Origin of the sequence: Amycolatopsis sp. NPDC051758 (assembly GCF_044453095.1) — a bacterium.
Classification (GTDB): domain Bacteria; phylum Actinomycetota; class Actinomycetes; order Mycobacteriales; family Pseudonocardiaceae; genus Amycolatopsis.
Map to the genome: position 1 here is coordinate 278,641 of NZ_JBITCJ010000001.1, position 23,695 is coordinate 302,335.

The 23,695-nt window shown below is 69.7% G+C and carries 22 protein-coding genes and 2 tRNA genes; 17 read left to right on the top strand and 7 right to left on the bottom strand.

Annotated elements, in window-relative coordinates:
* Window positions 1-50 precede the first annotated feature (50 nt).
* Both ACIA5G_RS01415 and ACIA5G_RS01420 read left to right on the top strand, forming a co-directional pair.
* Complete coding sequence (locus ACIA5G_RS01415; protein WP_395920258.1) at window positions 51-479, top strand: GbsR/MarR family transcriptional regulator; 429 nt, start codon at window positions 51-53, stop codon at window positions 477-479.
* On the top strand, window positions 476-1,555 hold the full coding sequence (locus tag ACIA5G_RS01420) for an FAD-dependent monooxygenase (RefSeq protein ID WP_395920259.1): 1,080 nt from the start codon (window positions 476-478) through the stop codon (window positions 1,553-1,555). Before ACIA5G_RS01415 ends, ACIA5G_RS01420 begins: the two co-directional genes overlap by 4 nt.
* Here the strand turns inward: ACIA5G_RS01420 and ACIA5G_RS01425 are convergent.
* Complete coding sequence (locus ACIA5G_RS01425; protein WP_395920260.1) at window positions 1,533-2,006, bottom strand: Lrp/AsnC family transcriptional regulator; 474 nt, start codon at window positions 2,004-2,006, stop codon at window positions 1,533-1,535. The two genes, ACIA5G_RS01420 and ACIA5G_RS01425, sit on opposite strands and share 23 nt — an antisense overlap.
* A gap of 213 nt (window positions 2,007-2,219) precedes the next feature.
* Here ACIA5G_RS01425 and ACIA5G_RS01430 point away from each other — a divergent pair, with 213 nt between their 5' ends.
* On the top strand, window positions 2,220-3,215 hold the full coding sequence (locus ACIA5G_RS01430; RefSeq protein ID WP_395920261.1) for a beta-ketoacyl-ACP synthase III: 996 nt from the start codon (window positions 2,220-2,222) through the stop codon (window positions 3,213-3,215).
* Here ACIA5G_RS01430 and ACIA5G_RS01435 read toward each other — a convergent pair.
* Window positions 3,203-4,702, bottom strand: a complete 1,500-nt coding sequence (locus ACIA5G_RS01435) for an adenylate/guanylate cyclase domain-containing protein (RefSeq protein ID WP_395920262.1) — start codon at window positions 4,700-4,702, stop codon at window positions 3,203-3,205. The genes ACIA5G_RS01430 and ACIA5G_RS01435 overlap by 13 nt on opposite strands.
* A 64-nt stretch (window positions 4,703-4,766) precedes the next feature.
* On the opposite strand from ACIA5G_RS01435, the gene ACIA5G_RS01440 reads away from it, so the two are divergent.
* Window positions 4,767-5,264 (top strand): FBP domain-containing protein, encoded by a 498-nt coding sequence (locus tag ACIA5G_RS01440; protein WP_395920263.1) that lies wholly within the window; start codon window positions 4,767-4,769, stop codon window positions 5,262-5,264.
* On the opposite strand, the gene ACIA5G_RS01445 is transcribed toward ACIA5G_RS01440, so the two are convergent.
* Complete coding sequence (locus ACIA5G_RS01445) at window positions 5,261-6,073, bottom strand: class I SAM-dependent methyltransferase (RefSeq protein ID WP_395920264.1); 813 nt, start codon at window positions 6,071-6,073, stop codon at window positions 5,261-5,263. The two genes, ACIA5G_RS01440 and ACIA5G_RS01445, sit on opposite strands and share 4 nt — an antisense overlap.
* 36 nt (window positions 6,074-6,109) lie before the next feature.
* Entirely contained in the window at window positions 6,110-6,811 is a 702-nt protein-coding gene (locus tag ACIA5G_RS01450) for a FadR/GntR family transcriptional regulator (protein WP_395920265.1), read from the bottom strand.
* 46 nt (window positions 6,812-6,857) lie between these two features.
* Here ACIA5G_RS01450 and ACIA5G_RS01455 point away from each other — a divergent pair, with 46 nt between their 5' ends.
* The 3 genes from ACIA5G_RS01455 (at window position 6,858) to ACIA5G_RS01465 (ending at window position 8,674) form a co-directional block, all read left to right on the top strand.
* A complete protein-coding gene (locus ACIA5G_RS01455; RefSeq protein WP_395920266.1) occupies window positions 6,858-7,481 on the top strand; it encodes a GNAT family N-acetyltransferase in 624 nt (207 codons plus the stop codon).
* Window positions 7,478-7,831, top strand: a complete 354-nt coding sequence (locus tag ACIA5G_RS01460) for a VOC family protein (RefSeq protein ID WP_395920267.1) — start codon at window positions 7,478-7,480, stop codon at window positions 7,829-7,831. The genes ACIA5G_RS01455 and ACIA5G_RS01460 overlap by 4 nt, the downstream gene beginning before the upstream one ends.
* 69 nt (window positions 7,832-7,900) lie before the next feature.
* On the top strand, window positions 7,901-8,674 hold the full coding sequence (locus tag ACIA5G_RS01465; protein ID WP_395920268.1) for a sulfite exporter TauE/SafE family protein: 774 nt from the start codon (window positions 7,901-7,903) through the stop codon (window positions 8,672-8,674).
* Here the strand turns inward: ACIA5G_RS01465 and hisC are convergent.
* A complete protein-coding gene (gene hisC / locus ACIA5G_RS01470) occupies window positions 8,664-9,719 on the bottom strand; it encodes a histidinol-phosphate transaminase (RefSeq protein WP_395920269.1) in 1,056 nt (351 codons plus the stop codon). The two genes, ACIA5G_RS01465 and hisC, sit on opposite strands and share 11 nt — an antisense overlap.
* A gap of 146 nt (window positions 9,720-9,865) precedes the next feature.
* On the opposite strand from hisC, the gene ACIA5G_RS01475 reads away from it, so the two are divergent.
* The 8 genes from ACIA5G_RS01475 (at window position 9,866) to ACIA5G_RS01510 (ending at window position 18,694) form a co-directional block, all read left to right on the top strand.
* Window positions 9,866-10,495, top strand: a complete 630-nt coding sequence (locus tag ACIA5G_RS01475; RefSeq protein WP_395920270.1) for a dienelactone hydrolase family protein — start codon at window positions 9,866-9,868, stop codon at window positions 10,493-10,495.
* A gap of 18 nt (window positions 10,496-10,513) precedes the next feature.
* Complete coding sequence (locus ACIA5G_RS01480) at window positions 10,514-12,493, top strand: acetoacetate--CoA ligase (RefSeq protein WP_395920271.1); 1,980 nt, start codon at window positions 10,514-10,516, stop codon at window positions 12,491-12,493.
* A 37-nt stretch (window positions 12,494-12,530) separates the two neighbouring features.
* Window positions 12,531-14,246, top strand: a complete 1,716-nt coding sequence (locus ACIA5G_RS01485) for a phosphatidylglycerol lysyltransferase domain-containing protein (RefSeq protein ID WP_395920272.1) — start codon at window positions 12,531-12,533, stop codon at window positions 14,244-14,246.
* A gap of 65 nt (window positions 14,247-14,311) precedes the next feature.
* A tRNA-Ser gene (locus tag ACIA5G_RS01490) sits at window positions 14,312-14,401 on the top strand.
* 46 nt (window positions 14,402-14,447) lie between these two features.
* A tRNA-Arg gene (locus tag ACIA5G_RS01495) sits at window positions 14,448-14,521 on the top strand.
* Window positions 14,522-14,962: 441 nt separating this feature from the next.
* The gene (locus ACIA5G_RS01500; protein WP_395920273.1) at window positions 14,963-16,591 is read left to right on the top strand and encodes a glycosyl hydrolase family 18 protein; all 1,629 of its coding nucleotides are present in this window, start codon (window positions 14,963-14,965) and stop codon (window positions 16,589-16,591) included.
* Window positions 16,588-17,937: a cellulose binding domain-containing protein gene (locus ACIA5G_RS01505; RefSeq protein ID WP_395920274.1), complete on the top strand. Its 1,350-nt coding sequence runs from the start codon at window positions 16,588-16,590 to the stop codon at window positions 17,935-17,937. Before ACIA5G_RS01500 ends, ACIA5G_RS01505 begins: the two co-directional genes overlap by 4 nt.
* Before the next feature lie 94 nt (window positions 17,938-18,031).
* Entirely contained in the window at window positions 18,032-18,694 is a 663-nt protein-coding gene (locus ACIA5G_RS01510) for a hypothetical protein (protein ID WP_395920275.1), read from the top strand.
* Between the two features lie 13 nt (window positions 18,695-18,707).
* Here the strand turns inward: ACIA5G_RS01510 and ACIA5G_RS01515 are convergent, their stop codons facing one another.
* Window positions 18,708-20,021 carry an aspartate aminotransferase family protein gene (locus tag ACIA5G_RS01515; RefSeq protein ID WP_395920276.1) on the bottom strand — a complete coding sequence of 438 codons (1,314 nt, stop codon included), beginning with the start codon at window positions 20,019-20,021 and terminating at the stop codon, window positions 18,708-18,710.
* Window positions 20,022-20,108: 87 nt separating this feature from the next.
* On the opposite strand from ACIA5G_RS01515, the gene ACIA5G_RS01520 reads away from it, so the two are divergent.
* A complete protein-coding gene (locus tag ACIA5G_RS01520) occupies window positions 20,109-21,047 on the top strand; it encodes a LysR family transcriptional regulator (RefSeq protein WP_395920277.1) in 939 nt (312 codons plus the stop codon).
* Here the strand turns inward: ACIA5G_RS01520 and ACIA5G_RS01525 are convergent.
* Window positions 21,034-21,957, bottom strand: a complete 924-nt coding sequence (locus ACIA5G_RS01525; RefSeq protein ID WP_395920278.1) for a hypothetical protein — start codon at window positions 21,955-21,957, stop codon at window positions 21,034-21,036. The two genes, ACIA5G_RS01520 and ACIA5G_RS01525, sit on opposite strands and share 14 nt — an antisense overlap.
* A 265-nt stretch (window positions 21,958-22,222) precedes the next feature.
* Here ACIA5G_RS01525 and ACIA5G_RS01530 point away from each other — a divergent pair, with 265 nt between their 5' ends.
* Entirely contained in the window at window positions 22,223-23,686 is a 1,464-nt protein-coding gene (locus ACIA5G_RS01530) for an AAA family ATPase (protein WP_395920279.1), read from the top strand.
* The last annotated feature ends 9 nt before the right edge of the window (window positions 23,687-23,695 follow it).

A 23,695-nucleotide genomic window follows, 5' to 3' on the forward strand; every position in this document is an offset into this window, starting at 1 on the left:
CCCAAGAAGGTCAGCGTACCCGACTTCATAAGATGCTAGTGTCTACTAGCATGGAAGACCGAATGGGATGGGCCGAGCGGGCCGCGGCCTTCTTCGCCGAGCAGTACGGCATCCCGCCGATCGCCGGCCGCATCCTCGGCTGGCTGATGGTCTGCGACCCGCCCGCGCAGTCGGCGACCGCCATCGCCGAGGCCATCGGCGCGAGCCGGGCGTCACTCACCTCGAACACGAACCTGCTGACGGCGTCGCGGCTGGTCCGCAAGCAACGCCTGCCGGGTGACCGCACCACCTACTTCCGGATCGACGACGACGCGTGGCCACGCGTGGTCCGGGAGCGCATCGCGACGCTCGCCTCGTTCGTGGACATCGCCGACGACGGCTTGGCGCTGTTCGAACCCGGCGACGAGCGCGCTGCCCGGGTCCAGGCCGCTCGCGACACGTTCGCGTGGCTGGCCGAGGCACTGGAGAGACCGCGATGAAGGCAGTGGTGGCGGGCGCCGGCATCGGGGGCGTCACGGCGGCGCTCGCGCTGACCCGGGCCGGCTGGGACGTCGAGGTGCTCGAACGCGCGCCCGAGCTCGGCGAAGTCGGCGCCGGCCTCTCGATCGCGCCGAACGCCCTGCGTGCGCTGGACACGCTGGGCATCGGGGAGAAGGTCCGCGAGGCGGCGACACCGTCGCAGGCCGCTTACAACCTGCGGGTGCCATCGGGGGCGTTCCTGCGGCGCTTCGACCCGGCGCACGACACGCCGTTGTCCTGCTTCCACCGCGCTGACCTGCACCGGCTGCTCGTCGCCGAGCTGCCGCCGGGGATCGTGCGGACCGGCTGCGCGGTGCGTTCGGTGACCCCGGACGGCGAGGTCGTCCACGAACACGGACGGCTGCGGGCCGATCTGGTGGTGGGCGCCGACGGCATCCACAGCGCGGTCCGGGAGGCGCTGTGGCCCGGCGTGACGCCCCGGTTCCGGTACACGGTCTGGCGCGGCGTGACCGAACCCGCCTTCACCGAGGCGGGCACCTTCACCTTCGGCCGCGGCGCGTACTTCCTGGTCCACCCGGTCGGCGGCGGGCGGGTGTACTGGGCGCTAGCCGGGCGCGAACGGCGGCCAGGCGTTCGCTACGACGACGACCTCGCCGAAGTTCGCCGCCGCGTGCGGGGCTGGCCCGTCCAGCAGTTCCTCGACGCGACGCCGAAGGTGCTGCACAACGACGTCACGGACCTGCCGCCGCTGCCGGCGTACGTCCGCGGCCGGGTGGCCCTGCTCGGCGACGCGGCGCACGCGATGACCCCCGACCTGGGCCAGGGCGCGTGCCAGGCCATCGAAGACGCCGTCACGCTGGCCGCGGTCGGCCTCGAAGGCTACGACCAAGCCCGGCTCGCGCGGACGCACGGCATCGCGCGGATGGCCCGGCAGAAGGGCGCGCTGGCCCTGACGACGTCACGGCTGGGGTACGCGGTGAACCGGCTCGGCATGCGCGCGCCCGCGGCGGTGATCCGGAAGCAGACGGAGAAGCTCTGGGCCTGGACCCCGCCTACGGGCCCAGCGGCAGGTTGAGCCCCACCTTCACCCGGTCCATCGCCACGCTCGTGGTGAAGTGCCGGACGTTCGGGTTGTCGAAGAACATCCGCCGGGTGAAGGCCTCGAAGCCGGCCATGTCCGGGCACGTCACGATCAGCACGAAGTCCGCGTTGCCGGTGACGTAGTAACACTGCTGGACGCAGTCGTCACCGAGGACCTGGCGGCGGAACGCGTCCAGCACCGCGAGGTTCTCACGCTCCATCTCGACCATGACGACGAACGTCATGCTCAGCCCGAGCGCCTGCGGTGACAGCACCGCCACCTCGCGCTCGATGACGCCGGCCTCGCGCAGCCGCTTGATCCGCCGCTGCACCGCCGCGGCCGAGAGACCGACCTTCGCGCCGATCGTTTCGGCGATGGTGCGGGCGTCCTCCTGGAGGCAGGCGAGGATGGCGGTGTCCAGCTGGTCGAGGTCGGGAGTCTGCACCTCAGCAGGCTAACCGGGACCCCCGACGATTTGCCGCGAGTTCGCGCTGGGCTCACCCCTCCGTGACCCTGCTCACTACTCCGTACGCCGGGAAGATGAAACAACTTTCTGAGTGAGCTGGAACACAACTCACCGGTCTACCAGGGGGTAGCCCATACAAGTGGAAGACCAGCCGGACGCTCCGCCAACCCGCCGGCGTGGGGAGGCTCTCCCGTGCCCGCACCTGCCGCCGTGCTGACCGGCCTCGGTTCGTGGTTGCCGACAAAAGTCCTGGACAACCACGAGATCGCCGCCCGGCTCGACACCTCGGACGAGTGGATCCGCACACGCACCGGGATCCGCGAGCGCCGCGTCGCCGGGCCCGGTGAGTCCACTGTGGACCTGGCGGTCGGGGCGGGGCGCAAGGCGCTGGCCTCCTCCGGCGGCTCGGCCGACATGGTCGTGCTCGCCACCTCGACCCCCGACCAGCCCTGCCCGGCCAGCGCGCCGCAGGTCGCCGCCCGGCTCGGGCTCGGCACGGCCGCGGCGTTCGACGTCAACGCCGTCTGCAGCGGCTTCGTCTACGCGCTGGCCACCGCCGCGGGCTTCATCGCGGGCGGCCTCGCCGAGCGCGTGCTCGTGATCGGCGCCGACACCTTCACCACGCTGATCGACCCCGCCGACCGCACGACCGTGCCGATCTTCGGTGACGGCGCCGGCGCGGTGGTGCTGCGAGCCGGTGACGCCGATGAGCCCGGCGCGTTCGGGCCGTTCGACCTGCACAGCGAGGGTGAGCACGCCGAGCTGCTGTGGGTCGAGGCCGGCGGCGCGCGCAAGCGCCTCTCCGACGACCCGGGTGACCGCTTCCTGGCGATGCAGGGCACCGCGGTGTTCCGCCACGCCTGCGCGCGGATGGCGGAGTCCTCGCGCACGGTCCTGGAGCGGGCGGGCTGGATGGTCGGCGACGTCGACCGCTTCGTCGGGCACCAGGCGAACATCCGGATCCTGCAGGCGGCGGCGAAGCAGCTCGGCATGCCGGCCGACGCCGTGGTCGCCAACATCGACCGCGTCGGCAACACCAGTGCCGCGTCCATCCCGCTCGCGCTGGACGACGCCCGGCGCGACGGCACCCTCTCGCCCGGCAACCGCGTGCTGCTCAGCGCGTTCGGCGCCGGCCTGACCTGGGGCTCGACCGTGCTGCGCTGGCCGGACCTGGGTCAGCTGTCCTGAGGTTCCGGGCCGGCCGTCCAGGTCGGCGTGACGGCTTGGCGGCCGCGTAGCTCCAGCTCGCCGTGCTTCGCCCAGTGCGCGGCTTCGCTCTCCCATGCCGCGGAGACGACGGCGTCGCTGGCGAGGATCCGGGACGGCACCGCCTTGGCCAGTTCGGTCAGCCGCGCGGCCTCGTTCACCGCGTCGCCGATCACGGTGTACTCGAGCCGGCTGCTGCTGCCGAGCTGCCCGGCGAACACCGGGCCGCTCGAGACGCCGATGCCGAGGTCGAGCTCACCCGTTTCCCGCACCGCGTCCCGGATCGCCCGGGCCGCGGCCAGCGCGGCGGTCGGCGCGTCCGCGAGCCGCGTCGGGGCGCCGAAGATGCACAGCGCGGCGTCCCCCTGGAACTTGTTGACCAGGCCACCGCGGGCGTTGACCGCGGAGACGACGGCGGCGAACAGCCGGTTCAGCTTCCCGACCAGCTCCTCCGGCGGCGTGCGGTAGGCCAGCGCGGTCGAGTCGACAACGTCGACGAACAACGCCGTCACCTCGCGGACGTCACCCGACAGCGACGCGCCGTACTCCAGCGCGTGGCGGGCGACGTCGGCGCCGACGTGCCGGCCGAAGAGGTCCCGCATCCGCGCCTGCTCGCGCAGCCCGGAAGCGAGCTGGTTCACCGACGTCTGGAGCAGCCCGATCTCGCTGGAGTCGTCCACGTCGACCGCGACGGTGTTGTCCCCGCGGGCGATCCGGTCGAGCGCGACGCGCAGCCGGTGCAGCGGCGCCGCGACCGCCCTGGCCAGCAGCGCGGTGCCGATCGCGCCGACCACGAGGCCGATCACCGACAGCATGACCAGGCTCGCGGTGTGGTTGCCGGTGCCGAGGTCCGGCGGGGTGGCGATGAGCAGCACACCCACGAACGGCACACCGCTGGCCAGCGCCCAGGTGACGACCAGCCGGGTCAGCACGGTGACGGGCAGCGAGCCACGCGGCGGCAGGATCCCCAGCGCGATCGTCATCACCGGCCGCGCCACCCACTCGGCGGCGAGGTAGGTGAGGCCGACGGTGGTGAGCCCGCCGAGCCCGATGACTGTCGCCATGCCGGCGGCGTCCTCACCGGAGCCGAGCACGCCGGCCAGCACCGCGAGGACAACGGTGCCGATCAGCCAGAGCGTGCCGCTGACCACGGCCATGTCGACCGGCAGCCGCAGCGCGCGTTTCGCCTCGCTTTCCGACGGCGGCCGGCCGAGCACGAACCAGATGGCGGTGCGGCGCTGCAGCCACGCCGTCCACAGTGTCCCGGCGAGCAGCGCCACGGCGACGATCCCGGCCGCGGTCAGGCCGAGCACCCAGCCGCGGTCCCCGACGTCCTTGGGCAAGCCCTGCAGCACCAGCAGCAGTGCGACCACACCGGACCCGGCAACACTGGAGCCGATGCCCAGCCCGGCGAAGCCCAGGCTGGTGCGCAACACCACCCGGAAGTTCTTCACGGCGATCTTGCGCACGAGGGTGATCGTACGGCCGAAAATGCGTGGCCACCGCCGGTGCCCGGTCGTTACGGTGCCGATCATGGAGCCACTCGGCCAGGACGAGATCCGGGCCTCGTTCGTCAACTGCACCCGCGGCGAGGCCAAGGGTGTGACGCTGCCCGCCCGGCCCGACGAAATCCCGTGGGAGCGACGGGACTTCCTCGGCTGGCGCGACCCGAAGGCGCCCGGGCGCGCCTACCTCGTGCTGCCGTACGGCGGTGAGGTGATCGGGCTCGCGCTGCGGGCCGCGCCGTCACCGAAGTCGCGGCTGCGCAGCAACATCTGCGGCTTCTGCACGACGACCCACGGCCTCGCCGACATCACGCTGTTCTCGGGCAAGCGCGCCGGGAAGCTCGGCCGCGAGGGCAACACCTTGGGCATCTACGCCTGCGGAAACCTGGGGTGCTGCCAGTACGTCCGCGGTGAGCTGAAGTCCGACGTGCCGCAGCCGCACGAAACGCTCTCGGTCGAGCAGCGCCTCGCGCGGCTGGAGGAGAAGGTGCACAAGTTCGTGGCGCGGGTGCTGGAGTCCCGTTAGAAGCGGTACCGCACGATGTGCGCCATCCGCGCCATCGCCGGGAAGTACTTCAGCATCCGCAGCTGGAACCGGGTGAACGGCCGCAGCCGGGCCATCACCTCAGGCTGGGACCAGTGGGCGGCGTCCAAAGAGGACATCAGGTCGAGGCCGTGGCGCTCCAGCTCGTGCGGGTCGTCGATGCCCCAGTGCAGGGTCGCCTTCGCTCGCCGGACCGGGGTGTTCAGCTTCTGCGCCTTGATGCCGAACTTGCTGAAGACGTCGCAGATCAGCTCGCCGGACGGGAACTTCGCGACCAGCCGCCGGACCAGCTCGTTGCCGGTCTCCGGGGTCAGGTACATGGTCAGGCCCTCGGCGACGATCAGCGCGGGACGGTCCGACGGCACCTGGTCGAGCCACTCGAAGTCGGTCACCGACGTGCCGATGTTCGTGTGGTTCGGCGCCGGCGCGTAGAGCTTCTCACGCAGCTCGACGACCTCGGGGTAGTCGACGTCGTACCAGTGCACGGTCTCGGGCGGCGCAAGGCGCTGGAACCGGGTGTCCATGCCGCAGCCGAGGTGCAGCACGATCGCGTCCGGGTGCTGCGCGAGGTAGGCGGCGGCCCATTCGTCGATCGGCTTGGCGCGCAGGACGACGCTCACCGCGCTGTCGCGGGTGATGCCGAGCTTCGCGAAGTCGTAGTCGATCTGGCGGACGGCTTCGTCGGCGGCCCGGTCACCGAGGACCGGCTCGGCCTCGCGGCTGTCGAGCGCGCGGCCGTACAGCGTGGCCAGCATGGTGGCCTTTTCTTCGGTGAAGTGAACCTTCTCCATCACGACCCCCAAAAAATTCACAATGTTGTGAAAAGTCTAGCGCTCTTCGGGATGCGCGGCGAAGTCGTGCGCGTACGTCTTTGCGTCCACCAGGTGCTTGAGGGTCAGCTCGCGGGCCGCGGCCGGGTCCGACCGGCGGATCGCGTCGAGGATGGCCCGGTGGTCGTCGACGGCCTTGCGGATCTGCCCGGGGAGTTTCAGCGCGGCCCGGCGCTCCTCGCCGACCAGCGCGAGCACCGACCGCAGCAGCCCGGCGACGTCGTCGTTGCCCGCGTTCTGCGCGATGACCCGGTGGAACTCGGCGTCGGTGGCGATGACGCGCAGCATGTCCCCGTCCTCGGCGGCCCGGGTCATTTCGGCGACGTTGTCCTCGAGCCGGCTCACCACCTTCGCCGTCGCGTGCCGGGCGAGCCGGCCGGCCAGCGTCGGCTCGACGGTCGCGCGCAGGTCGAACAGCTTCTCGACGAGCTGGTCGTGCTCGGTGAACCAGGTCCGCAGCGGCTGGTCCGGCTCCTCCTGTTCGCGCACGTAGGTGCCGGAGCCGGCGCGGATCTGGACGTACCCGATGGAGTCGAGCACCCGCAGCGCCTGCCGCAACGACCCCCGGCTGATGCCGAGCTCTTCGCAGAGCACCCGTTCGGCGGGCAGCCTGCTGCCCGGCGCCAGCGCGCCGGAGTCGATCAGCGACCGCAGGTGGTCGACGGTCGCGCTCCAGACCTGCTCGGTGTCCTCTCCCACGGCTCCCATCCTGACAGCCCACCCGGAATTGTCGGGGGTGGCTGCCATGATCGCGGGCATGGACATGCTGGGGGCGTGGGTGCAGGGCTGGGCGGTGTCACGGGCGGCGCCACCACCGGTCGACGAGCCGGACGGCCACCGCGTCGACGTCGGCCTGCCCGGGCACCGGGTGCGCTACCTGCTGCGGACGCCGTCGACGGTGGCGCGGCGGGCTCGCACGGTGGATGCGCCGGGCACGTGGCTGAAGACGTGCGGCGCGCGCTCCGCCGTGCTCGCGGGCCTGACGGCCGAGTGGGTGGTGGGGGAGACGGAGTACCTGATGAGCTTCGACGGGGGCTTCCCGCCGGTCGAGGTTCCGGCGCCGTACGCGGTGGCGGTGACCGGGGACGGACCGGTGTGGCAGGTGGTGGTGACTTCCGACGGGGCGCCGGCGGCGCGCGGCTGGGTCGCGGTGGCCTCGGGCGTTGCGGTGTTCGACCGGATCGTCACGGAGCCCGAACACCGTCGCCGCGGGCTCGGCCGGGTGGTGATGCACCGGCTGGGCGCCGCGGCCGGGGCGCGTTCGAGTGTGCTGCTGGCGTCGACGGCCGGGCGCGGGCTGTACGGCGCCCTCGGCTGGCGCGTGCTGTCCGACGTCGTCCCCGCCCACGTACCGGAAGGAGCGGCATGACCGCGCAGTTCAAGGACCTCGCCCTCGACGCGAACGACCACCAGGCCCTGGCGGACTGGTGGTGCCGCGCCATGGGCTACGTCCGCCGCGACTCGCTCACCGGTGACACGCGGCCGGACGACTGGCCCGTCCCCATCGTCGACCCGGCCGGCAACGGGCCGCTGATCTGGCTCAACCCGGTCGCGGAGAAGAAGACGGTGAAGAACCGCATGCACCTGGACGTCTTCGGCGACCCGGCGGAACTCGAAGCCCTGGGAGCGACGCTGATCCGCGCCCGTGGCGGCGACCTCGAGTGGGAGGTGATGGCCGACCCGGAAGGCAACGAGTTCTGCGTCTTCACCCCGCGGTGACTGTTCGACCAGACACATCTGCGTCGCGGGACCGGCCCACGATGCTTAGGCTCCGCACGTGAGTGCTTCATGACGTGGTGGCACGCGGTGATCGTCGTGGTCGCCGGGATCTGGGCCGGCACCATCAACGCCGTGGTCGGGTCGGGGACCCTCGTGACCTTCCCCGTCCTGGTCGCGCTGGGGTATCCGCCGGTGACGGCGACGACGTCCAACGCGATCGGGCTGGCGCCCGGGACCCTCAGCGGCGCCTGGGGTTACCGGCACGAGCTCAAGGGCTACTGGCGGCAGACCGCCCAGTTCGCCGTCGCGTCGTTCTTCGGCGCCATCGGTGGCACCATCCTGCTGCTGTCGCTGCCGAAGGACGCCTTCGAGGCCGTCGTCCCGATCCTCGTGGGGCTGGCCGTGATCCTCGTGATCGTGCAGCCGCGCGTCTCGAAATGGGTCGCGAAGCGCCGCGAAGGCAACGGCGAAGAGCACAAAGCCGGCCCGCTGCTGATGTTCTTCATCTTCCTCATCGGCATCTACGGCGGGTACTTCACCGCCGCGCAGGGCGTGATGCTGATGGCCGTGATGGGGATGCTGCTGTCCGAGCCGCTGCAGAAGCTCAACGGCGTCAAGAACGTCCTCGCTGCCGTCGTGAACGTCGTCGCCGGGGTGATCTACGCGTTTGTCGCGCCGATCAGCTGGCCCGTGGTGCTGTGGCTGGCCGTCGGCTCGACCGCCGGCGGCTTCCTCGGCGCGAAGATCGGCCGGAAGCTGCCGCCGGCGGTGCTGCGCGGCGTGATCGTCGTGATCGGCGTCGCCGCCGTGATCCAGCTGGTGGTCAAGCAGTTCAGCGAGTGAATTCCCGCGCCGCGGCCAGGAAGAGGTCGTTCTCGTCGCGGGTCCCGATGGTCACCCGCACACCGTCGCCGGCGAACGGCCGCACCACGAGCTTGCGGTCGAGCGCGTGCTCGGCGAACGGCACGGCCTGCGCACCCAGCGGCAGCCAGACGAAGTTCGCCTGCGTCTCCGGCACCTGGTAACCGGCCGCGATCAGCGCTTCGCGCACCCGCCCGCGTTCGGCGACGATCTCCTTGCACCGCTCGAGGAGCTCGTCCGCCGCGTCGAGCGACGCCAGCGCCGCGACCTGGGCCAGCATGTTCACCGAGAAGGCGACGTACACCTGGCGAAGCGCATCCGCGATCCGCTCGGGCGCGACGGCGTAACCGACCCGCAGGCCCGCGAGGCCGTACGCCTTCGAGAACGTGCGAAGCACCATGACGTTCGGGCGCGTGCGGGTGTACTCGACACCGTCGGGGACCTCGGGGTCGGTGACGAACTCCTTGTACGCCTCGTCCAGCACGATCAGCACGCGCTCGGGCACCGCGTCCATGAACCGCTCCAGCTCGGTGCGGCGGATCGCCGTCCCGGTGGGGTTGTTGGGGTTGCAGACGAAGACGACGCGCGTCCGGTCGGTGATCGCCGCGAGCATCGCGTCGAGGTCGAGCTCCTGGCCCTCGGTGATCGGCACCTTCACGGACACGGCGTTCGCGACCTGCGTGACGATCGGATAGGCCTCGAACGAGCGCCAGGCGAAGATGACCTCGTCGCCGGGCGAGCAGACCGCCTGGATCGTCTGCTGGCACAGCGAAACCGAGCCGCAGCCGATCGCGACGTGCTCGACCGGCACGTCCAGGTCGCGCGCCAGCCGCTCGCGCAGCACCTGCGAACCGGTGTCCGGGTAGCGGTTGATGCCGGCCGCGGCCTCGGCGATCGCCCGCGCGACGCTCGGCAGGGCGCCACCGGGCACCTCGTTGCTCGCCAGCTTGATGGCGCCTTCGATCGTCCGGCCGGGGACGTATTTCGGCAACGATTCGAGATCGGCACGCGGGGACACGGACGACATCTTCGGCGCTCCTGGATTTCGACGGGACGACCCCGTCACCGTATCTTTTCCGCCCGCCGCCCCGCGAGTCCCTTCAGCCGGTGAAGGGTGCGATGAGCTGCCACACTGGGTTCCTTCCGTTCACCAAGTAGTGATTGAGTGACGCAATGACGTCGACCAGCACCGTGGACTACCAGCGCACCGACGGCCGTGCCCTCCGCCTGACCTTCTCGGAACCCGAAGCCGCGCTACGCGGCGGTTTGGTCGTGCTGCACGAGGCGGACGGGGTCACCGACGGTGTCAAGCTGCTGCTCGCGAGCCTCGCCCTCGAGGGCTGGCTGACCGTCACCCCGCACCTCGAGAACGACCAGCTCACGCAGCAGGACCTGCTCGACGCGACGGACATCACACTCGCCTGGCTCGTCGAGCGCGGTGTCCAGGCCGACCTGCTCGGCGTGATGGGCTTCGACCTCGGCGGCACCGCGGCGCTCGTGGTCGCGTCGCACCGCAAGCTGGGCGCGGCCGTCAGCGTCGGCGGGCAGCAGGTCGCCGAACTGCCCGCGCTGGTCGAGATCGCCGGGAAGCTCACCAGCCCGTGGCTCGGCATGTACGGCGACGCCGGTGACGAGGCCGGCGGGGCCGAGGTCGAGCGGTTGCGCGACGCCGCCGCGTCGGCGCAGGTCGCGACGAACGTCGTCCACTACCCGGGTGCGAACCACCGCTTCGACGCCGACCCGGGCGCGGCCGCCGAAGCCTGGCAGCGCACGCTCAACTGGTTCGACGCGCACCTGCGCTAGGCGGATTACCCTCGGGGAGTGACGCACACCGCCGACGCCCCCGAAGTGCTCTGGCGCCCTGAGCCGAGCCACGTTGCCGACACCAAGATCGAAGCCTTCCGGCAGTGGCTGCGCGCCGAACGTGCCGTCGAGGTGGACGATTACCGCTCGCTCTGGGAGTTCTCGGTCGAGCGCGGCCCGGACTTCTGGGCGGCGGTCGCGGACTTCCTGGGTGTCCGCTGGCACGACCAGCCGGGCGAGGTGCTCTCGGGCGAGATGCCGAACGCCGTCTGGTTCGAGGGCGGCACGCTGAACTACGCCGAGCACGCGCTCACCCCCGGTATAGCGGGCGCCGCGAAGGCTGACGACGAGACAGCAGTGATCTTCCACCGCGAAGACGGCTTCGCGAGCCACCTGACCTACGGCCGGCTTCGCGCGCAGGTCGCCGCGGCCCGGGCGGCGTTCCTCGAACTGGGGGTCGGCAAGGGTGACCGGGTGGTCGCGCTGGCGCCGAACTGCCCGCAGACGCTGGTCGCGTTCCTCGCCGCGGCGAGCATCGGCGCGGTCTGGTCCTCGTGCTCGCCGGACTTCGGCGTCCGCGCGGTCGCGGACCGGTTCGTGCAGATCGAGCCGAAGCTGTTCTTCGCCGTCAACGCCTACGCGTACAACGGCCGTCAGTTCGACATCCGGCCGACGGTCGCCGACCTGCGGGAGAAACTCCCGTCGCTGGCCGCGACCGTCGTGGTCGAGTACGTCGGCGAGGGCCGGCTGGAGGGCGCGCACGACTGGGCCGAACTGCTCGCGAAGCACGAGGGCGCGCCGCTGCTGTTCGAGCCGGTCGACTTCGCGCACCCGCTGTGGGTGCTCTATTCGTCCGGCACCACGGGCCTGCCCAAGGGCATCGTGCACGGCCACGGCGGCATCACGCTGGAACACCTCAAGGCCCTCGGGCTGCAGACCGACCTCGGGCCCGGCGACCGGTTCTTCTGGTTCAGCACCACCGGCTGGATGATGTGGAACTTCCTCATCTCCGGCCTGCTGGTCGGCACCACGATCGTGCTCTACGACGGCAGCCCGGGGCATCCGGACCTGAACGCGCTCTGGCACCTCGCCGAGCAGCACCGCGTCACGTACTTCGGCACGTCGGCGCCGTACATCCAGAGCTGCCTGAAGGCGGGCATCAAGCCCGCGGAGCGCTACGACCTGACCGCGTTGCGGGCGCTCGGATCCACCGGCGCGCCGCTGAGCGTCGAGGGTTTCCGGTGGATCGTGAACGAGATCGGCAGGAAGGTGCAGATCTGCTCGGTCTCCGGCGGCACCGACCTGTGCGCGGCGTTCGTCGCGTCGGCGCCGGACGTGCCGGTCTGGCTGGGCGAGCTGTCCTGCCCCGCGCTCGGCGCCGCGGTCAACGCGTTCGACGAGGCCGGCAACGCCGTTGTCGAGCAGGTCGGCGAGCTGGTGATCACGAAGCCGATGCCGTCGATGCCGGTGTTCTTCTGGAACGACCCCGACGGCTCGCGGCTGCGTGAGGCGTACTTCGAGATGTACCCGGGGCAGTGGCGCCACGGCGACTGGATCCGGGTCACCGGCCGCGGCTCGGCGGTGATCTACGGCCGCAGCGACTCGACGCTCAACCGCGGCGGTGTCCGGATGGGCACCGCGGAGTTCTACCGGGTGGTCGAGGGCTACGACGAAGTCGCGGATTCCCTGGTCGTGGATACCTCGGCGGCCGGGAACGACGACGGGCAGCTGATCTGTTTCCTGGTGCTCGCCGGCGACGTGAAGCTCGAAGACGTCGAGCCCAGGCTGCGGAAGGAGCTCCGTAGCGCCCTGTCGCCGCGCCATGTACCCGATCGGTTCGTGGTGGTTTCCGAGATACCTCGTACCTTGAACGGTAAGAAGTGTGAGGTACCGGTGAAGAAGATCCTCGCCGGTGTGGCTCCCGACCGGGCCGTCAGCCGCGACGCGCTGGCCAACCCGGCGGCGCTGACGCCGTTCGTGGAGCTCGCCGGGGGGTAGACGGGGGAAGCATGATCGTCCATAACGGGTTGTACGGGTGGTGACGGGGACTCGCGCGCAGACCACCTGGCGGGTGGCGGGGGCCACCACCGTGGGGGTGATCACCTGGGTGACCCGGCTGGCCGGACTGATGACCTTGGTGTCGGTCCTGGTGCCGGCCGGGCGCCGCAACCTGCGCGGGCACCTGTCGGAGTGGCTGGAGCTGCCGCAGGAGGCGACCGTCGCGGCCGCGACGGTGGCGCTGGTCACCGGGGTGCTGCTGGTGCTGCTGGCCGCGGGGCTGCGTCGTCGCAAGCGCCGGGCCTGGCAGCTCGCGATCGGCGCGACGGTGCTGCTCACGGTGTCGCACATCGGGCTGAAGCACGTCTTCGCCGCGGGCTTGGTTTCGGTCGTGCTGCTGGTGGGCCTGATCGTGAACCGGCGCTACTTCGTCGCGAAGCCGGACCCGGTGGTCGGGCGCTGGCGGGCGATGCGCGTGTTCGTGCAGCTCGTGCTGGCCGGGTTCGTGATCAACCTCATCCTGCTCTCGGTGGCCTCCCGGAACGTGCTGGCGCCGATGAGCTTTCCGGACCGCCTGGCCGAATCCGCGCTGGCGCTGGTCGGCGCCAGCGGGCCGGCGGTGTTCCGCGAGATGTGGCTGGAGGACCTGACGGCGGCCGTCGGCCTGCTGTTCGGCCTCGCCGCGGTGCTGGTGTCGGCGTACTTCCTGCTGCGTTCGGCCGAACCGGCGCCGCGGCTGACCGACAACGAGGTCGACCGGCTCCGCAAGCTCCTCGACGAGCACGGTGAGCGTGACTCGCTCGGGTACTTCGCGCTGCGCCGCGACAAGTTCGTGGTGTTCTCCCGGACCGGCAAGGCCGCGGTCACCTACCGCGTGATCGCCGGGGTGGCGCTGTGTTCGGCCGACCCGCTGGGCGACCACGAGGCCTGGCCCGGCGCGATCGAGGAGTACCTGGAGGTCTGCCGCCGCAACGGCTGGGTCCCGGCGGCGATGGGCGTCTCCGAACTGGGCGCGACGGTCTGGGCCCGGTTCGGCCTGGAGGTGCTGGAGATCGGCGACGAAGCCGTCGTCGACGTCGCCGGGTTCACTTTGGACGGCCGCATCATGCGCGGCGTCCGCCAAGCCGCGGCGCGCACCAAGCGCGCGGGCTACAAGGTGCTGGTGCGCCGCACGGAGGACCTGCGCCCCGGCGAACTGGCCGAGCTGGAGGCGCTGGCCGCGAACTGGCGCGGCACGGACACCGAGCGCGGCTTCTCGATGGCGCTGGGCCGCATGGGCGACGCGGGATCGGTGCTGGTGACGGCCGAGCAGGGCGGCCGGGTCCGCGGCGTGCTCCAGTTCGTGCCGTGGGGCGCGAAGGGGCTGTCCCTGGACGTCATGCGCCGCGACCGCACGGCCGACAACGGCGTCAACGAGCTGATGATCTCGGAGCTCCTGCTGGCCGCCGACCGCCACGGCGTCGAGCAGGTGTCGCTGAACTTCGCGGCGTTCCGGGCGTTGATGGAACAGGGCCAGCGCATCGGCGCGGGCCCGGTCGCGCGCATGTCCGCGAAGGTGCTCCACTTCTTTTCCCGCTGGATCCAGATCGAGACGCTGTACAAGTTCAACGCGAAGTTCCAGCCGCGCTGGGTGCCCCGGTACCTGGTGTACCCGGGCGTGCGCGAACTCCCGCGTGTCGGCATCGCGACGTTCGAGGCCGAAGGGCTCGGCGGACGATCTCCACGCCTGCTCAGACTGCTGCGCCGAGCGTGAGGGGGGTGCCTTCGGAGGTGGTCCGGGGGGTGTGTAACCTATCTGAGCAGTGGTCGTTGGGCCCAGGAGGCTTCGCCTAGTCTGGTCTATGGCGCCGCACTGCTAATGCGGTTGGGGGTAACCCCCCCTCCCGGGTTCAAATCCCGGAGCCTCCGCTGGTACCCGGTTCGCCGGGTGCTAGGTTAGAGAACAACTGAACACGCGCCCGTAGCTCAGCTGGATAGAGCATCTGACTACGGATCAGAAGGTCAGGGGTTCGAATCCCTTCGGGCGCACGTCTGGTTGAGACAGCACTACAAGAAGCCCTCCTGCTTGCAGGGGGGCTTCTTGCTGTTCCGGGTAAGCGGCGGCCCACGTTGTTCGTCATTGGCCAACATGGCGCCGCACGTGCCCGCGTGGCCGCAGCCGGGGCAGGCGCCGGGCTGGAACCAGCAGCAGCGGGGCTGGGGACCGCCGCCCAGCGCTGAGCCCGACCGACAAAGCAGCCGAGTCCGATCGCCGGGCTCGGCTGCTTTGCGTAACTGGACTGGACCAGTGCACGCGCAACGCCGATCACCGGTTTCGGTCGTTCGGCGGCTGTTCGGCACTCTCCGTGGTGGTGCTTCCATAATTGGTCTGGACCACGTACCGTTTTCGCAAACGGCACAAAACACCGTCCTGGTCCCCGCCGGCGGTGTTGGTCCCCGCCGTTCCTGCCCCTGGCTCAAGGGAGAGTTATGTCGAGAAAGAGATGGCACCTCCTCGGTCTGTTCACCGCGGTCGGCGCGATCGCGATCGGCCTCGTCACCGTGCCGGCCAGCGCCGCCGGTGGCGTCAGCGCCAGCTTCACGAAGGGCTCCGACTGGGGCTCCGGCTACGAAGGCAAGTACACGATCGCCAACGGCTCCGGCTCGGCGCTGCCCAGCTGGACGGTCGAGTTCGACCTCCCGTCCGGTGCGAAGATCGCCTCCCTCTGGGACGGCAGCTACACCGCGGCCGGCCAGCACGTCACCGTCAAGAACACCTGGAACGGCAACGTCGGCAACGGCGCGAACGCCAGCTTCGGCTTCAACGTCAGCTACTCGGGCACCTACAGCGCCCCCTCGAACTGCAGGCTGAACGGCGGCTCGTGCGACGCCGGCGGTGGCACCCCGACCACCACGCCGACGACCCCGACGCAGCCGACCACCACCCCGACCACGCCGACCACACCCCCGACGACGACCACCACGACGCCGCCCCCGCCGGGCGGCCTGAAGAACGTCGGCTACTTCGTGCAGTGGGGCGTCTACGGCCGCAACTACCACGTCAAGAACATCGAGACGTCGGGCTCGGCGAACAAGCTGACCCACATCAACTACGCGTTCGGCAACGTCAAGAACGGCCAGTGCACGGCCAACGACGACCCCTACGCCGACTACCAGAAGACCTACGACGCCTCGACCAGCGTCGACGGTGTCGCCGACACCTGGGACCAGCCGGTGGCGGGCAACTTCAACCAGCTGCGCAAGCTGAAGAGGCTGCACCCCGGGCTCAAGGTGATCTGGTCGTTCGGCGGCTGGACCTACTCCGGCGGCTTCGGCCAGGCCGCGCAGAACGCCGCCGCGTTTGCGCAGTCCTGCTACAACCTGCTGAAGGACCCGCGCTGGGCGGACATCTGGGACGGCATCGACATCGACTGGGAGTACCCCAACTCGTGCGGCCTTTCCTGTGACACCAGCGGTGCCGCGGCCTACAAGAACCTGATGGGCGCGCTGCGGGCGAAGTTCGGCTCGTCGTTCCTGGTCACCTCGGCGATCACCGCGGACGGCAGCAACGGCGGCAAGCTCGACGTCGCCGACTACGGCGGCGCCGCGCAGTACCTCGACTGGTACAACGTCATGACCTACGACTACTTCGGCGCCTGGGCGGCGCAGGGTCCGACGGCCCCGCACTCGCCGCTGACCAACTTCACCGGCATCCCGACGCCGGGCTTCTACTCCGACGCGGCGATCCAGAAGCTGAAGAGCAAGGGTGTCCCGTCGAGCAAGCTGCTGCTGGGCATCGGGTTCTACGGCCGCGGCTGGACCGGTGTCACGCAGGCGACGCCGGGTGGCACCGCGACCGGCCCCGCGCCGGGCACGTACGAGCAGGGCATCGAGGACTACAAGGTCCTCAAGAACACCTGCCCGTCGACCGGCACGTTCGCCGGCACCGCGTACGCCAAGTGCGGCAGCAACTGGTGGAGCTACGACACCCCCGGGACCATCAACGGCAAGATGTCCTACGCCAAGCAGCAGGGCCTCGGTGGCGCCTTCTTCTGGGAGCTGACCGGCGACACCACCAACGGTGAGCTGATCACCGCGATGAAGAACGGCCTGTCGTGAGGCGCCGCTGGTTGCCCGCACTCGGGCTGGCGGCCGCGGCCGCCACGATCGGCGCGATGTTCGTGATCGCCCCGGCGAACGCGGCGGGCGGCGTGTCCGCGACCTTCTCCAAGGGCTCCGACTGGGGCACCGGGTACGAGGGCAAGTACACGATCGCCAACGGCTCGGGCTCGACGTTGTCCGCCTGGACGGTGGAGTTCGACCTGCCGAGCGGCGCGAAGATCTCGTCGCTCTGGGACGGCAGCTACACGGCGGCCGGCCAGCACGTCACGGTCAAGAACACCTGGAACGGCAACGTCGGCAACGGCGGTAGCGCGAGCTTCGGCTTCAACGTGACGTACTCGGGTTCGTACGTCGCGCCGTCGAACTGCAAGCTCAACGGTGGGTCGTGTGCGGCCGGGGGGACACCCCCCACGACGACACCGCCGCCTACGACGACGCCCCCGCCCACGACCACCCCGCCGCCGGGCACCGGCGGCAAGGGCGCGCCGTACCTCTACATGGGCTGGGGCAGCCCGCCGAACCCGCAGACGGTGATGAACGCGACCGGCGTCAAGTGGTTCACCATGGCGTTCATCAACGCCTCCGGTGGCTGCAACCCGGCGTGGGACAGCAGCCGTCCGCTTTCGGGCAGTGCCGACGCCACGGCGATCTCGCAGATCAAGGCGGCGGGCGGCCAGATCGTCCCGTCGTTCGGCGGCTGGAGCGGCAACAAGCTCGGCCCGAACTGCTCGACGCCTGCCGCGTTGGCCGGCGCGTACCAGCAGGTGATCAACGCGTACGGCCTCAAGGCGATCGACATCGACATCGAGAACTCCGACGAGTTCGAGAACGAGGCCGTGCAGGACCGCATCCTGAACGCGTTGAAGATCGTGAAGCAGAACAACCCGGGGATCCAGACGATCCTCACTTTCGGCACCTCGACGACCGGCCCGAACTACTACGGCAACCGGCTCATCGACCAGTCGAAGGCGCTGGGCGCCGGGGTGGACGTCTACACGATCATGCCGTTCGACTTCGGCGGCGGCTCGAACATGTACCAGAGCACGGTGAACGCGGCGAACGGCTTGCGCGACAAGCTGAAGTCGACGTTCGGGTGGAACGACGCCACGGCGTACAGCCACCTGGGCATCTCGGGCATGAACGGCCTGTCCGACCAGCAGGAGCTGACCGATCTTTCGACGTGGACCCAGATCACGAACTGGGCCAAGTCGAACAAGATCGGCCGCCTGGCGTTCTGGTCGGTCAACCGCGACCGCGGCTGCCCCGGTGGCGGCGTGCAGTCCGCGTGTAGCGGCATCGCGCAGAACGACTGGGATTTCACGAAGGTGACGGCGGGCTTCTGACGCCGTTGTGAAAGAAGGCCTCCTTGCCGGCTCCCCGGGCCGGCAAGGAGGCCTTCGTGTGTATCAGCGCCTCCCCGGCGCGGCTCTGTCCGGCATGAGATCTCTGAAGACCGTGGTCTGCACGCTGTTGCTCGCCGCGTCCCTGACCGGTTGCGAGCTCGAGAACACCGGCATCGAGGAGAGGGCCGGGACGGCGGCGCCGAGCGTGACGGCCGCCGGCTGCGGACGGCCGGGCACCCAGGTCGCGCACTGGCTCCCGAAGTTCGACGGCCGCTACGACGCGAAGGGCGTCAAGGCCGTGGGCAAGAACCCGTGCCCGCCGTTCCTCGACCTGGCGTCGAACGTCGAGCAGCTGATCCCGGAGGCGAAGGAGACCGAGAAGGCCGCAGCGAAGGAGCTGGCCGGAAAGGTCCGCGGGATGGCGGGCAGGTTCATCGCCGCGGCGGACACAACCCGCTGTTTCTACGAGGCGGACCGCCTGGCGGTGGCGGTCTACCAGCACGAGGAGGCGGGCTGGTCGCTCGGCGTCGTCCTGGTGGTCCGGACCGGCGCGGGCGCCCTCGTCGACCTCGCTTCGTGTTACCTGGTCGGCAACCCGTTCGCCGACGGCTTACGCGAAGAGACGCGGCTGCTGCGTCCGGACGGGTGCCTAAAGGTGGCTCAGCGGGAGCGGGCCGGCGAGACGTACCTGGTGGCTTGGATGGGCTCGTCGAACTGGATGTGCACCGCCCTGCGGCGCGACCTGCCGAGCAGTTAGGGCGGAGCCGCCGTCAAAGTGTCTTGACGGCGTCCCCGATCGCCTCGTCGAGGATCGACAGCCCGAGCGAAATCTCCTCCTCGGTCGCCGTCAGCGGTGGTGCGATCCGGAACACCCCGCCCATGCCCGGCAGCTGCACGATGTTCATGTGCAGCCCCAGCTCGAGGCAGCGCCGCGTGACGTGGGCGCCCAGCTCGTCCGAGCCTTGTTTCGTGTCGCGGTCCACCACCAGCTCCAACCCGGCCAGCAGGCCGCGGCCGCGGATGTCGCCGACCACGTCGTGGTACTCGGCAATCTGTTCCAGGCCCCGGCGCAGCACGCCGCCGAGCTGGCGGGCCCGCGAGTCCAGGCGGTCGCGGGTCAGCACGTCGAGGACCGTGTTGCCGACCGCCGCCGGTAGCGGGTCCGCGACGTGCGTGGTGAAGAACAGGAAGCCGCGGTCGTGCGCCTCCTGCTCGATCTCGGCGCTGGTCAGCACCGCGGCCAGCGGCAGCCCGGCGCCGAGGGTCTTGGACAGCGTCAGGATGTCGGGGACCACGCCGTCGCGCTCGAACGCGTACCAGGTGCCCGTGCGGCAGAGCCCGGTCTGGGCTTCGTCGAGGATCAGCAGCATGCCGCGTTCACGGCACTTCTGCTGCAGCGCGGCGAAGTAGCCGGGCGGTGGCTCGATGATGCCGCCGGAACTCAAGATCGGCTCGACCAGGCAGGCGGCCAGGCTCCCGACCGACTGCGCGTCGATCAGGTCGAAACCGAAGTCGAGCTGGCGCCGCCAGTCCAGCTTTCCGTCGGCGTCGGTGAAGTCCGGCCGGTACGCGTGGGGTGCCGGGATGGCGAAGTTGCCCGGCGCGGCGGGCCCGTACCCGCGGCGGCCGGCGCTGTAGGTGGCGCTCGCCGCGGCCTGCGTCATGCCGTGCCACGAGCGTGCGAACGAGACGATCTCGTGCTTGCCGGTGACGAGCTTGGCCATCCGGACGGCCGCCTCGTTCGACTCGGCTCCCGTGGTCAGCAGCAGCGCCTTCTCCAGCGGCGCCGGGAGCGTCTCGGCCAGCCGGCGCGCGAGGTCGACGACCGGGCGGCTCAGCATGCCGCTGAACAGGTGGTCCAGGCGCCCGACCTGGCGCCGGACCGTCTCGACGATCTCCGGGTGCGAGTGCCCGAGGATCGCGCTCATCTGGCCGGAGGTGAAGTCGAGGATCCGGCGGCCGTCCTCGGTGAAGACGAAGCTGCCTTCGGCGTGGTCGATGATCTCGCGGGTGAACGCACCGGCGCCGGCGTAGCGCACGAGGTGCCGGTCGGCGTCGGCCCAGAACGTGGCGGTGGGGTTCATGCGCTCGACGGTAGGTCCGCTCCGAGCGTCACGTCCAGCTCACAATTCCGGCTTTGCTGTTCGGTTCTTCCGCACAACAATGGGCTGATGCTGAACCCGTGGCGCCTGCGGCTGCTGAGCCGCCTCGACTCCCTGGGCACGATCCGCGCGGTGGCGCAGGACGCCAACCTGAGCGCGTCGAGCGTGTCGCAGCAGCTGGCCGTGCTCGAAGCGGAAACCCGCACCCAGCTGCTGGAACGCACGGGGCGCAGGGTCCGCCTGACCCCGGCGGGCCTGATGCTGGCCCGGCGCGCGCGGGCGATCCTCGACCACCTGGACACCGTCGAGGCGGAGCTGCGCAGCCTCGGCGAGGAGCCGGTCGGGCTGGTGCGGCTCGGCGCGTTCCAGAGCGCCATCCACACGATGGCGGTCCCGGCGGTGACCCGGCTCGCGAGCACGTACCCGCATCTGGACGTCGAGCTGCTGGAGCTGGAGCCGCACGAGAGCATCCCGGCCCTGCGCGGCGGCGACGCGGAGGTGATCATCACGACGACCGACTTCGTCGAGCAGCCGCTGGGCCCGGACCTCGACATCGTCCCGCTGGCCACGGACCCGATCGTGCTGGTTTCCTCCGGCGACGCCCCGCGAGGCCCGGCAGTGCTGTCGGCCTACGCGGACGAGCCGTGGGCGCTGGACGCGCCGCAGTCCTACATGGCGAACCTGACGCTGCGCCTGTGCCGCGAGTCGGGGTTCGAGCCGCGGGTGGTGTGCCGCTTCAGCAATTACCTGATGACGCTGCAGCACGTGGAGGCCGGGTTGTCGATCGCGTTGCTGCCCGGGCTGGCGGTCGACCGGCGGTATCGCGTGGTGACGCGCGAGCTGGCGACGCCGGTGAACCGCACGATCGCGGCGGTGGTCCGGCGCGGCTCGCCGACCCGCGCGGCGGTGAACGTGGTGCTGGACGCCCTGCGGCAGCAGCCGGACCTGCCGGCGCTGGCCGAATGGGCCGACAATGGGGGTAATCAACCCGAATCTACCCTCGATTGACGTGTGGGCCGGGTTGAACCCAAGGCAGCCAGATCGGGTCCGTGTATTCGGGTGGGTCGAAGCTCGCCACGATTTCGAGTTTGTCCGGTTCGTCAGCGATGACCCAGAGCGGGAACTTCGCTTCGTAAAGACCGCTGGCCACGCCGACGAAATAAATCAGCGGTCGCCTTTCTTGGAAGGCGCGACGGAGGGCAACATTGGTGAATAGATTCGGATCGTCGCCTCGGTACTTGTAGTGGACTAGTCCGTCGTCGCTCTCTTCGTCGTCGTAAGGCCGGCGCCGGCTTGGTGGCGTATACGCCGTCTTGATCGAAAGGGCGGCCTTCAGTACTTTCGGCTTCCGGATACCTTGCTGTTGGTCAGCCAGTGCGATCCGTTCGTCCTCAAAGGTAAAAAGGCCGAGTTGGCTCGAAGGTATGCGGTTGCCGTACTCCTTGCTCGCTTCGCTAAGCCAGGTGAAGGCCTGCAAGCGAAGTCGAGTGTCGAACTCCAAGCTCTCGTCGCGGACGGGCTGAACCCGCCGGGTGACGGTGGAAGTGTATCGACGCAGTGGTGAAGTGGCCGGCGCACGGAACAGCAGGTCCAATCCGAGCTCCGTGCGGATATCTTCGGCGATATCAGATTTGAAATAATCGCCAAGAAGCGTTTCGATGACGGCAAGTAGCGTTTCTGGGTAGTTCAAGAGCCGGACGAATTCTGGCTTCAATGTACCGCGTGCTCGACGCGCCTTGAGCCAGGAGCCGCTTTGCAAGGGGGAGTTTGCGATCGCCGTCCCCCTCGAGTCCGTCACGTCCCAGAGCGTGCGTTCCAAGTTGATGAACGCCGCTGCGGCCACATCGACGCTGTGCGGACCCGGCGCGTACTTATGGATCAGCTTTCCGACGGAGGTCTCGACCTCGGCGTAGGTCACGGTCGACGCGCGGGATAGGACGAATCTTTGTACGAGCGCGAGCGCGAAGAGGGACTTGTGGGACACCGGCAGACTGCCCCCTAGTCCCTGAAATGCCCCTACTGCGGCCAGGGCCTGCCTCTCGTCCAAGTCACCCCTCCGTGCATTCCGGCCACCGAGTGTAGCCGTGTGAAGCACGCGTACGCACGCTTCGCACGGCTTAAGCGGACCGTGTCCTGCACTATTGAGCAGGACAACGGTGACGCAGTGTGTACGGTTGGCTGTCATGACCGAACTGCCGCAGCGGCTCTTGGACGAGCTCGCGCGTAGTGAACTTGCTGACGCCGATCGCACCAAGCCCGGTGAAGGGCTTCGACTGCTGGAAGTGCTGTTAGCTACAAACGCCGGGTCATTGCCGATCGACAAGGTTGTTGCTGTTCGCAGCGTTGACGGCGAGGAGCTCATCGAGCAGTTCCGGAAGGCCGGCCGGCTCGCCGATACCGTCCTCGGGGTGGCGCTGGTGGATCTGGAGGCTGGTGGCAACCAAGTCGCCGGCCTCTCAGAGGAGTTCTGGGATCTGCTTGTGGCGCCTGCTCCCGAGCGGGTCGACGTTGGTTTGATCTTCGGTCGGAAGTCGAGTGGCTGGGAAGCCGTCTGGCTCGGTTATGCCGAAGTCGCGCGAGCCACGGCCACGGTGCTGAGTGAGTTCCTCGGCATTGAGGCGGAAGAAGTCGCGCCCATCGCCAGACCCAGGTACCAGCTCCACCTCGATGACCGTGTTCGGCGCATGCTCAGGCTCTCGGTCCGTTCGCGGCCAGCGTTGATGCTCGTGGGGCCGCCCGGTACGGGGAAGACGCATTTGCTCACCGAGTTGGTCTTCGCCATCTCTCAGGAGCCGGAGACCTACGGGTTGACCCGAATCCGAAAGCCCATGCTGGTCACGCCAGACGAGTCGTGGACCGCGCGCGAGTTGGTCGGCGGGGACACCGTGGATGACGACGGACGGCTCCGCTTCAGTCCCGGCCACGTGCTGGAAGCCATCCATCGCGATCGGTGGCTGATCTTGGACGAGGCGAACCGCGCAGACCTCGACCGCATTTTTGCCGGCCTGTTCACCTGGCTGTCCGGGCAGACGGTGGAGGTAGGCCGGGCGAGCGCAGCCCCGGGGGCGAGCAAGATCATGCTCGGCTGGGCCGATACCCGGCACAGCCAAGTCATCGGAGCGAACCGCCTGCGTCACGGCGGCACGACAGGCGGCCCGATCTACTACCTGGCCGGCCAGGATTGGCGGCTCTTAGGGACGTACAACGCCGTTGACGCCCAGCGGGTCTTCCGCTTTGGCCAGGCGCTCGGTCGCCGATTCGACCACATCCCGGTGCCTGTCCCGGACGGTACTGCCTTCACTGCGGCCCTCGACGTGCGGCTGAACGACGTCACGCCGAACCTCGAAGACCAGGAGAAGTCGAGGCTGGCGACGATACTTGCGGAGATTTATCGTGCTCACCTCGAGCAAGGCGAGACGATGGGGCCGGCCGCGCTGTTGTCGATCCCGCAGTACGTGGCGGCTGGGCGGCAGGACAGCGTCGACGTCCCGTTGGCCCAACTCGTCGCAGAAGCCTATTTGGCCGGCATGGGCACTTGGCTGGTCGGGCTCGACACGGCTGGTTCCTTCGAAGCCCGGCTGAGTGGGGAAGAGGTCCTCGGTGCGGAGTGGGAATGGATCCGCAGTCGGCTCACTGAGCTGCAGTGACGTCGCCGG

Excerpts from the sequence above, each read along its gene's own strand:
- ACIA5G_RS01530 (WP_395920279.1), top strand. The coding sequence starts at position 22,223 with ATGACCGAACTGCCGCAGCGGCTCTTGGACGAGCTCGCGCGTAGTGAA.
- ACIA5G_RS01515 (WP_395920276.1), bottom strand. The coding sequence starts at position 20,021 with ATGAACCCCACCGCCACGTTCTGGGCCGACGCCGACCGGCACCTCGTG.
- ACIA5G_RS01415 (WP_395920258.1), top strand. The coding sequence starts at position 51 with ATGGAAGACCGAATGGGATGGGCCGAGCGGGCCGCGGCCTTCTTCGCC.
- ACIA5G_RS01500 (WP_395920273.1), top strand. The coding sequence starts at position 14,963 with ATGTCGAGAAAGAGATGGCACCTCCTCGGTCTGTTCACCGCGGTCGGC.
- ACIA5G_RS01460 (WP_395920267.1), top strand. The coding sequence starts at position 7,478 with ATGACCGCGCAGTTCAAGGACCTCGCCCTCGACGCGAACGACCACCAG.
- ACIA5G_RS01465 (WP_395920268.1), top strand. The coding sequence starts at position 7,901 with ATGACGTGGTGGCACGCGGTGATCGTCGTGGTCGCCGGGATCTGGGCC.
- ACIA5G_RS01475 (WP_395920270.1), top strand. The coding sequence starts at position 9,866 with ATGACGTCGACCAGCACCGTGGACTACCAGCGCACCGACGGCCGTGCC.
- ACIA5G_RS01510 (WP_395920275.1), top strand. The coding sequence starts at position 18,032 with ATGAGATCTCTGAAGACCGTGGTCTGCACGCTGTTGCTCGCCGCGTCC.
- ACIA5G_RS01440 (WP_395920263.1), top strand. The coding sequence starts at position 4,767 with ATGGAGCCACTCGGCCAGGACGAGATCCGGGCCTCGTTCGTCAACTGC.
- ACIA5G_RS01445 (WP_395920264.1), bottom strand. The coding sequence starts at position 6,073 with ATGGAGAAGGTTCACTTCACCGAAGAAAAGGCCACCATGCTGGCCACG.
- ACIA5G_RS01420 (WP_395920259.1), top strand. The coding sequence starts at position 476 with ATGAAGGCAGTGGTGGCGGGCGCCGGCATCGGGGGCGTCACGGCGGCG.
- ACIA5G_RS01520 (WP_395920277.1), top strand. The coding sequence starts at position 20,109 with ATGCTGAACCCGTGGCGCCTGCGGCTGCTGAGCCGCCTCGACTCCCTG.
- ACIA5G_RS01455 (WP_395920266.1), top strand. The coding sequence starts at position 6,858 with ATGATCGCGGGCATGGACATGCTGGGGGCGTGGGTGCAGGGCTGGGCG.
- hisC (WP_395920269.1), bottom strand. The coding sequence starts at position 9,719 with ATGTCGTCCGTGTCCCCGCGTGCCGATCTCGAATCGTTGCCGAAATAC.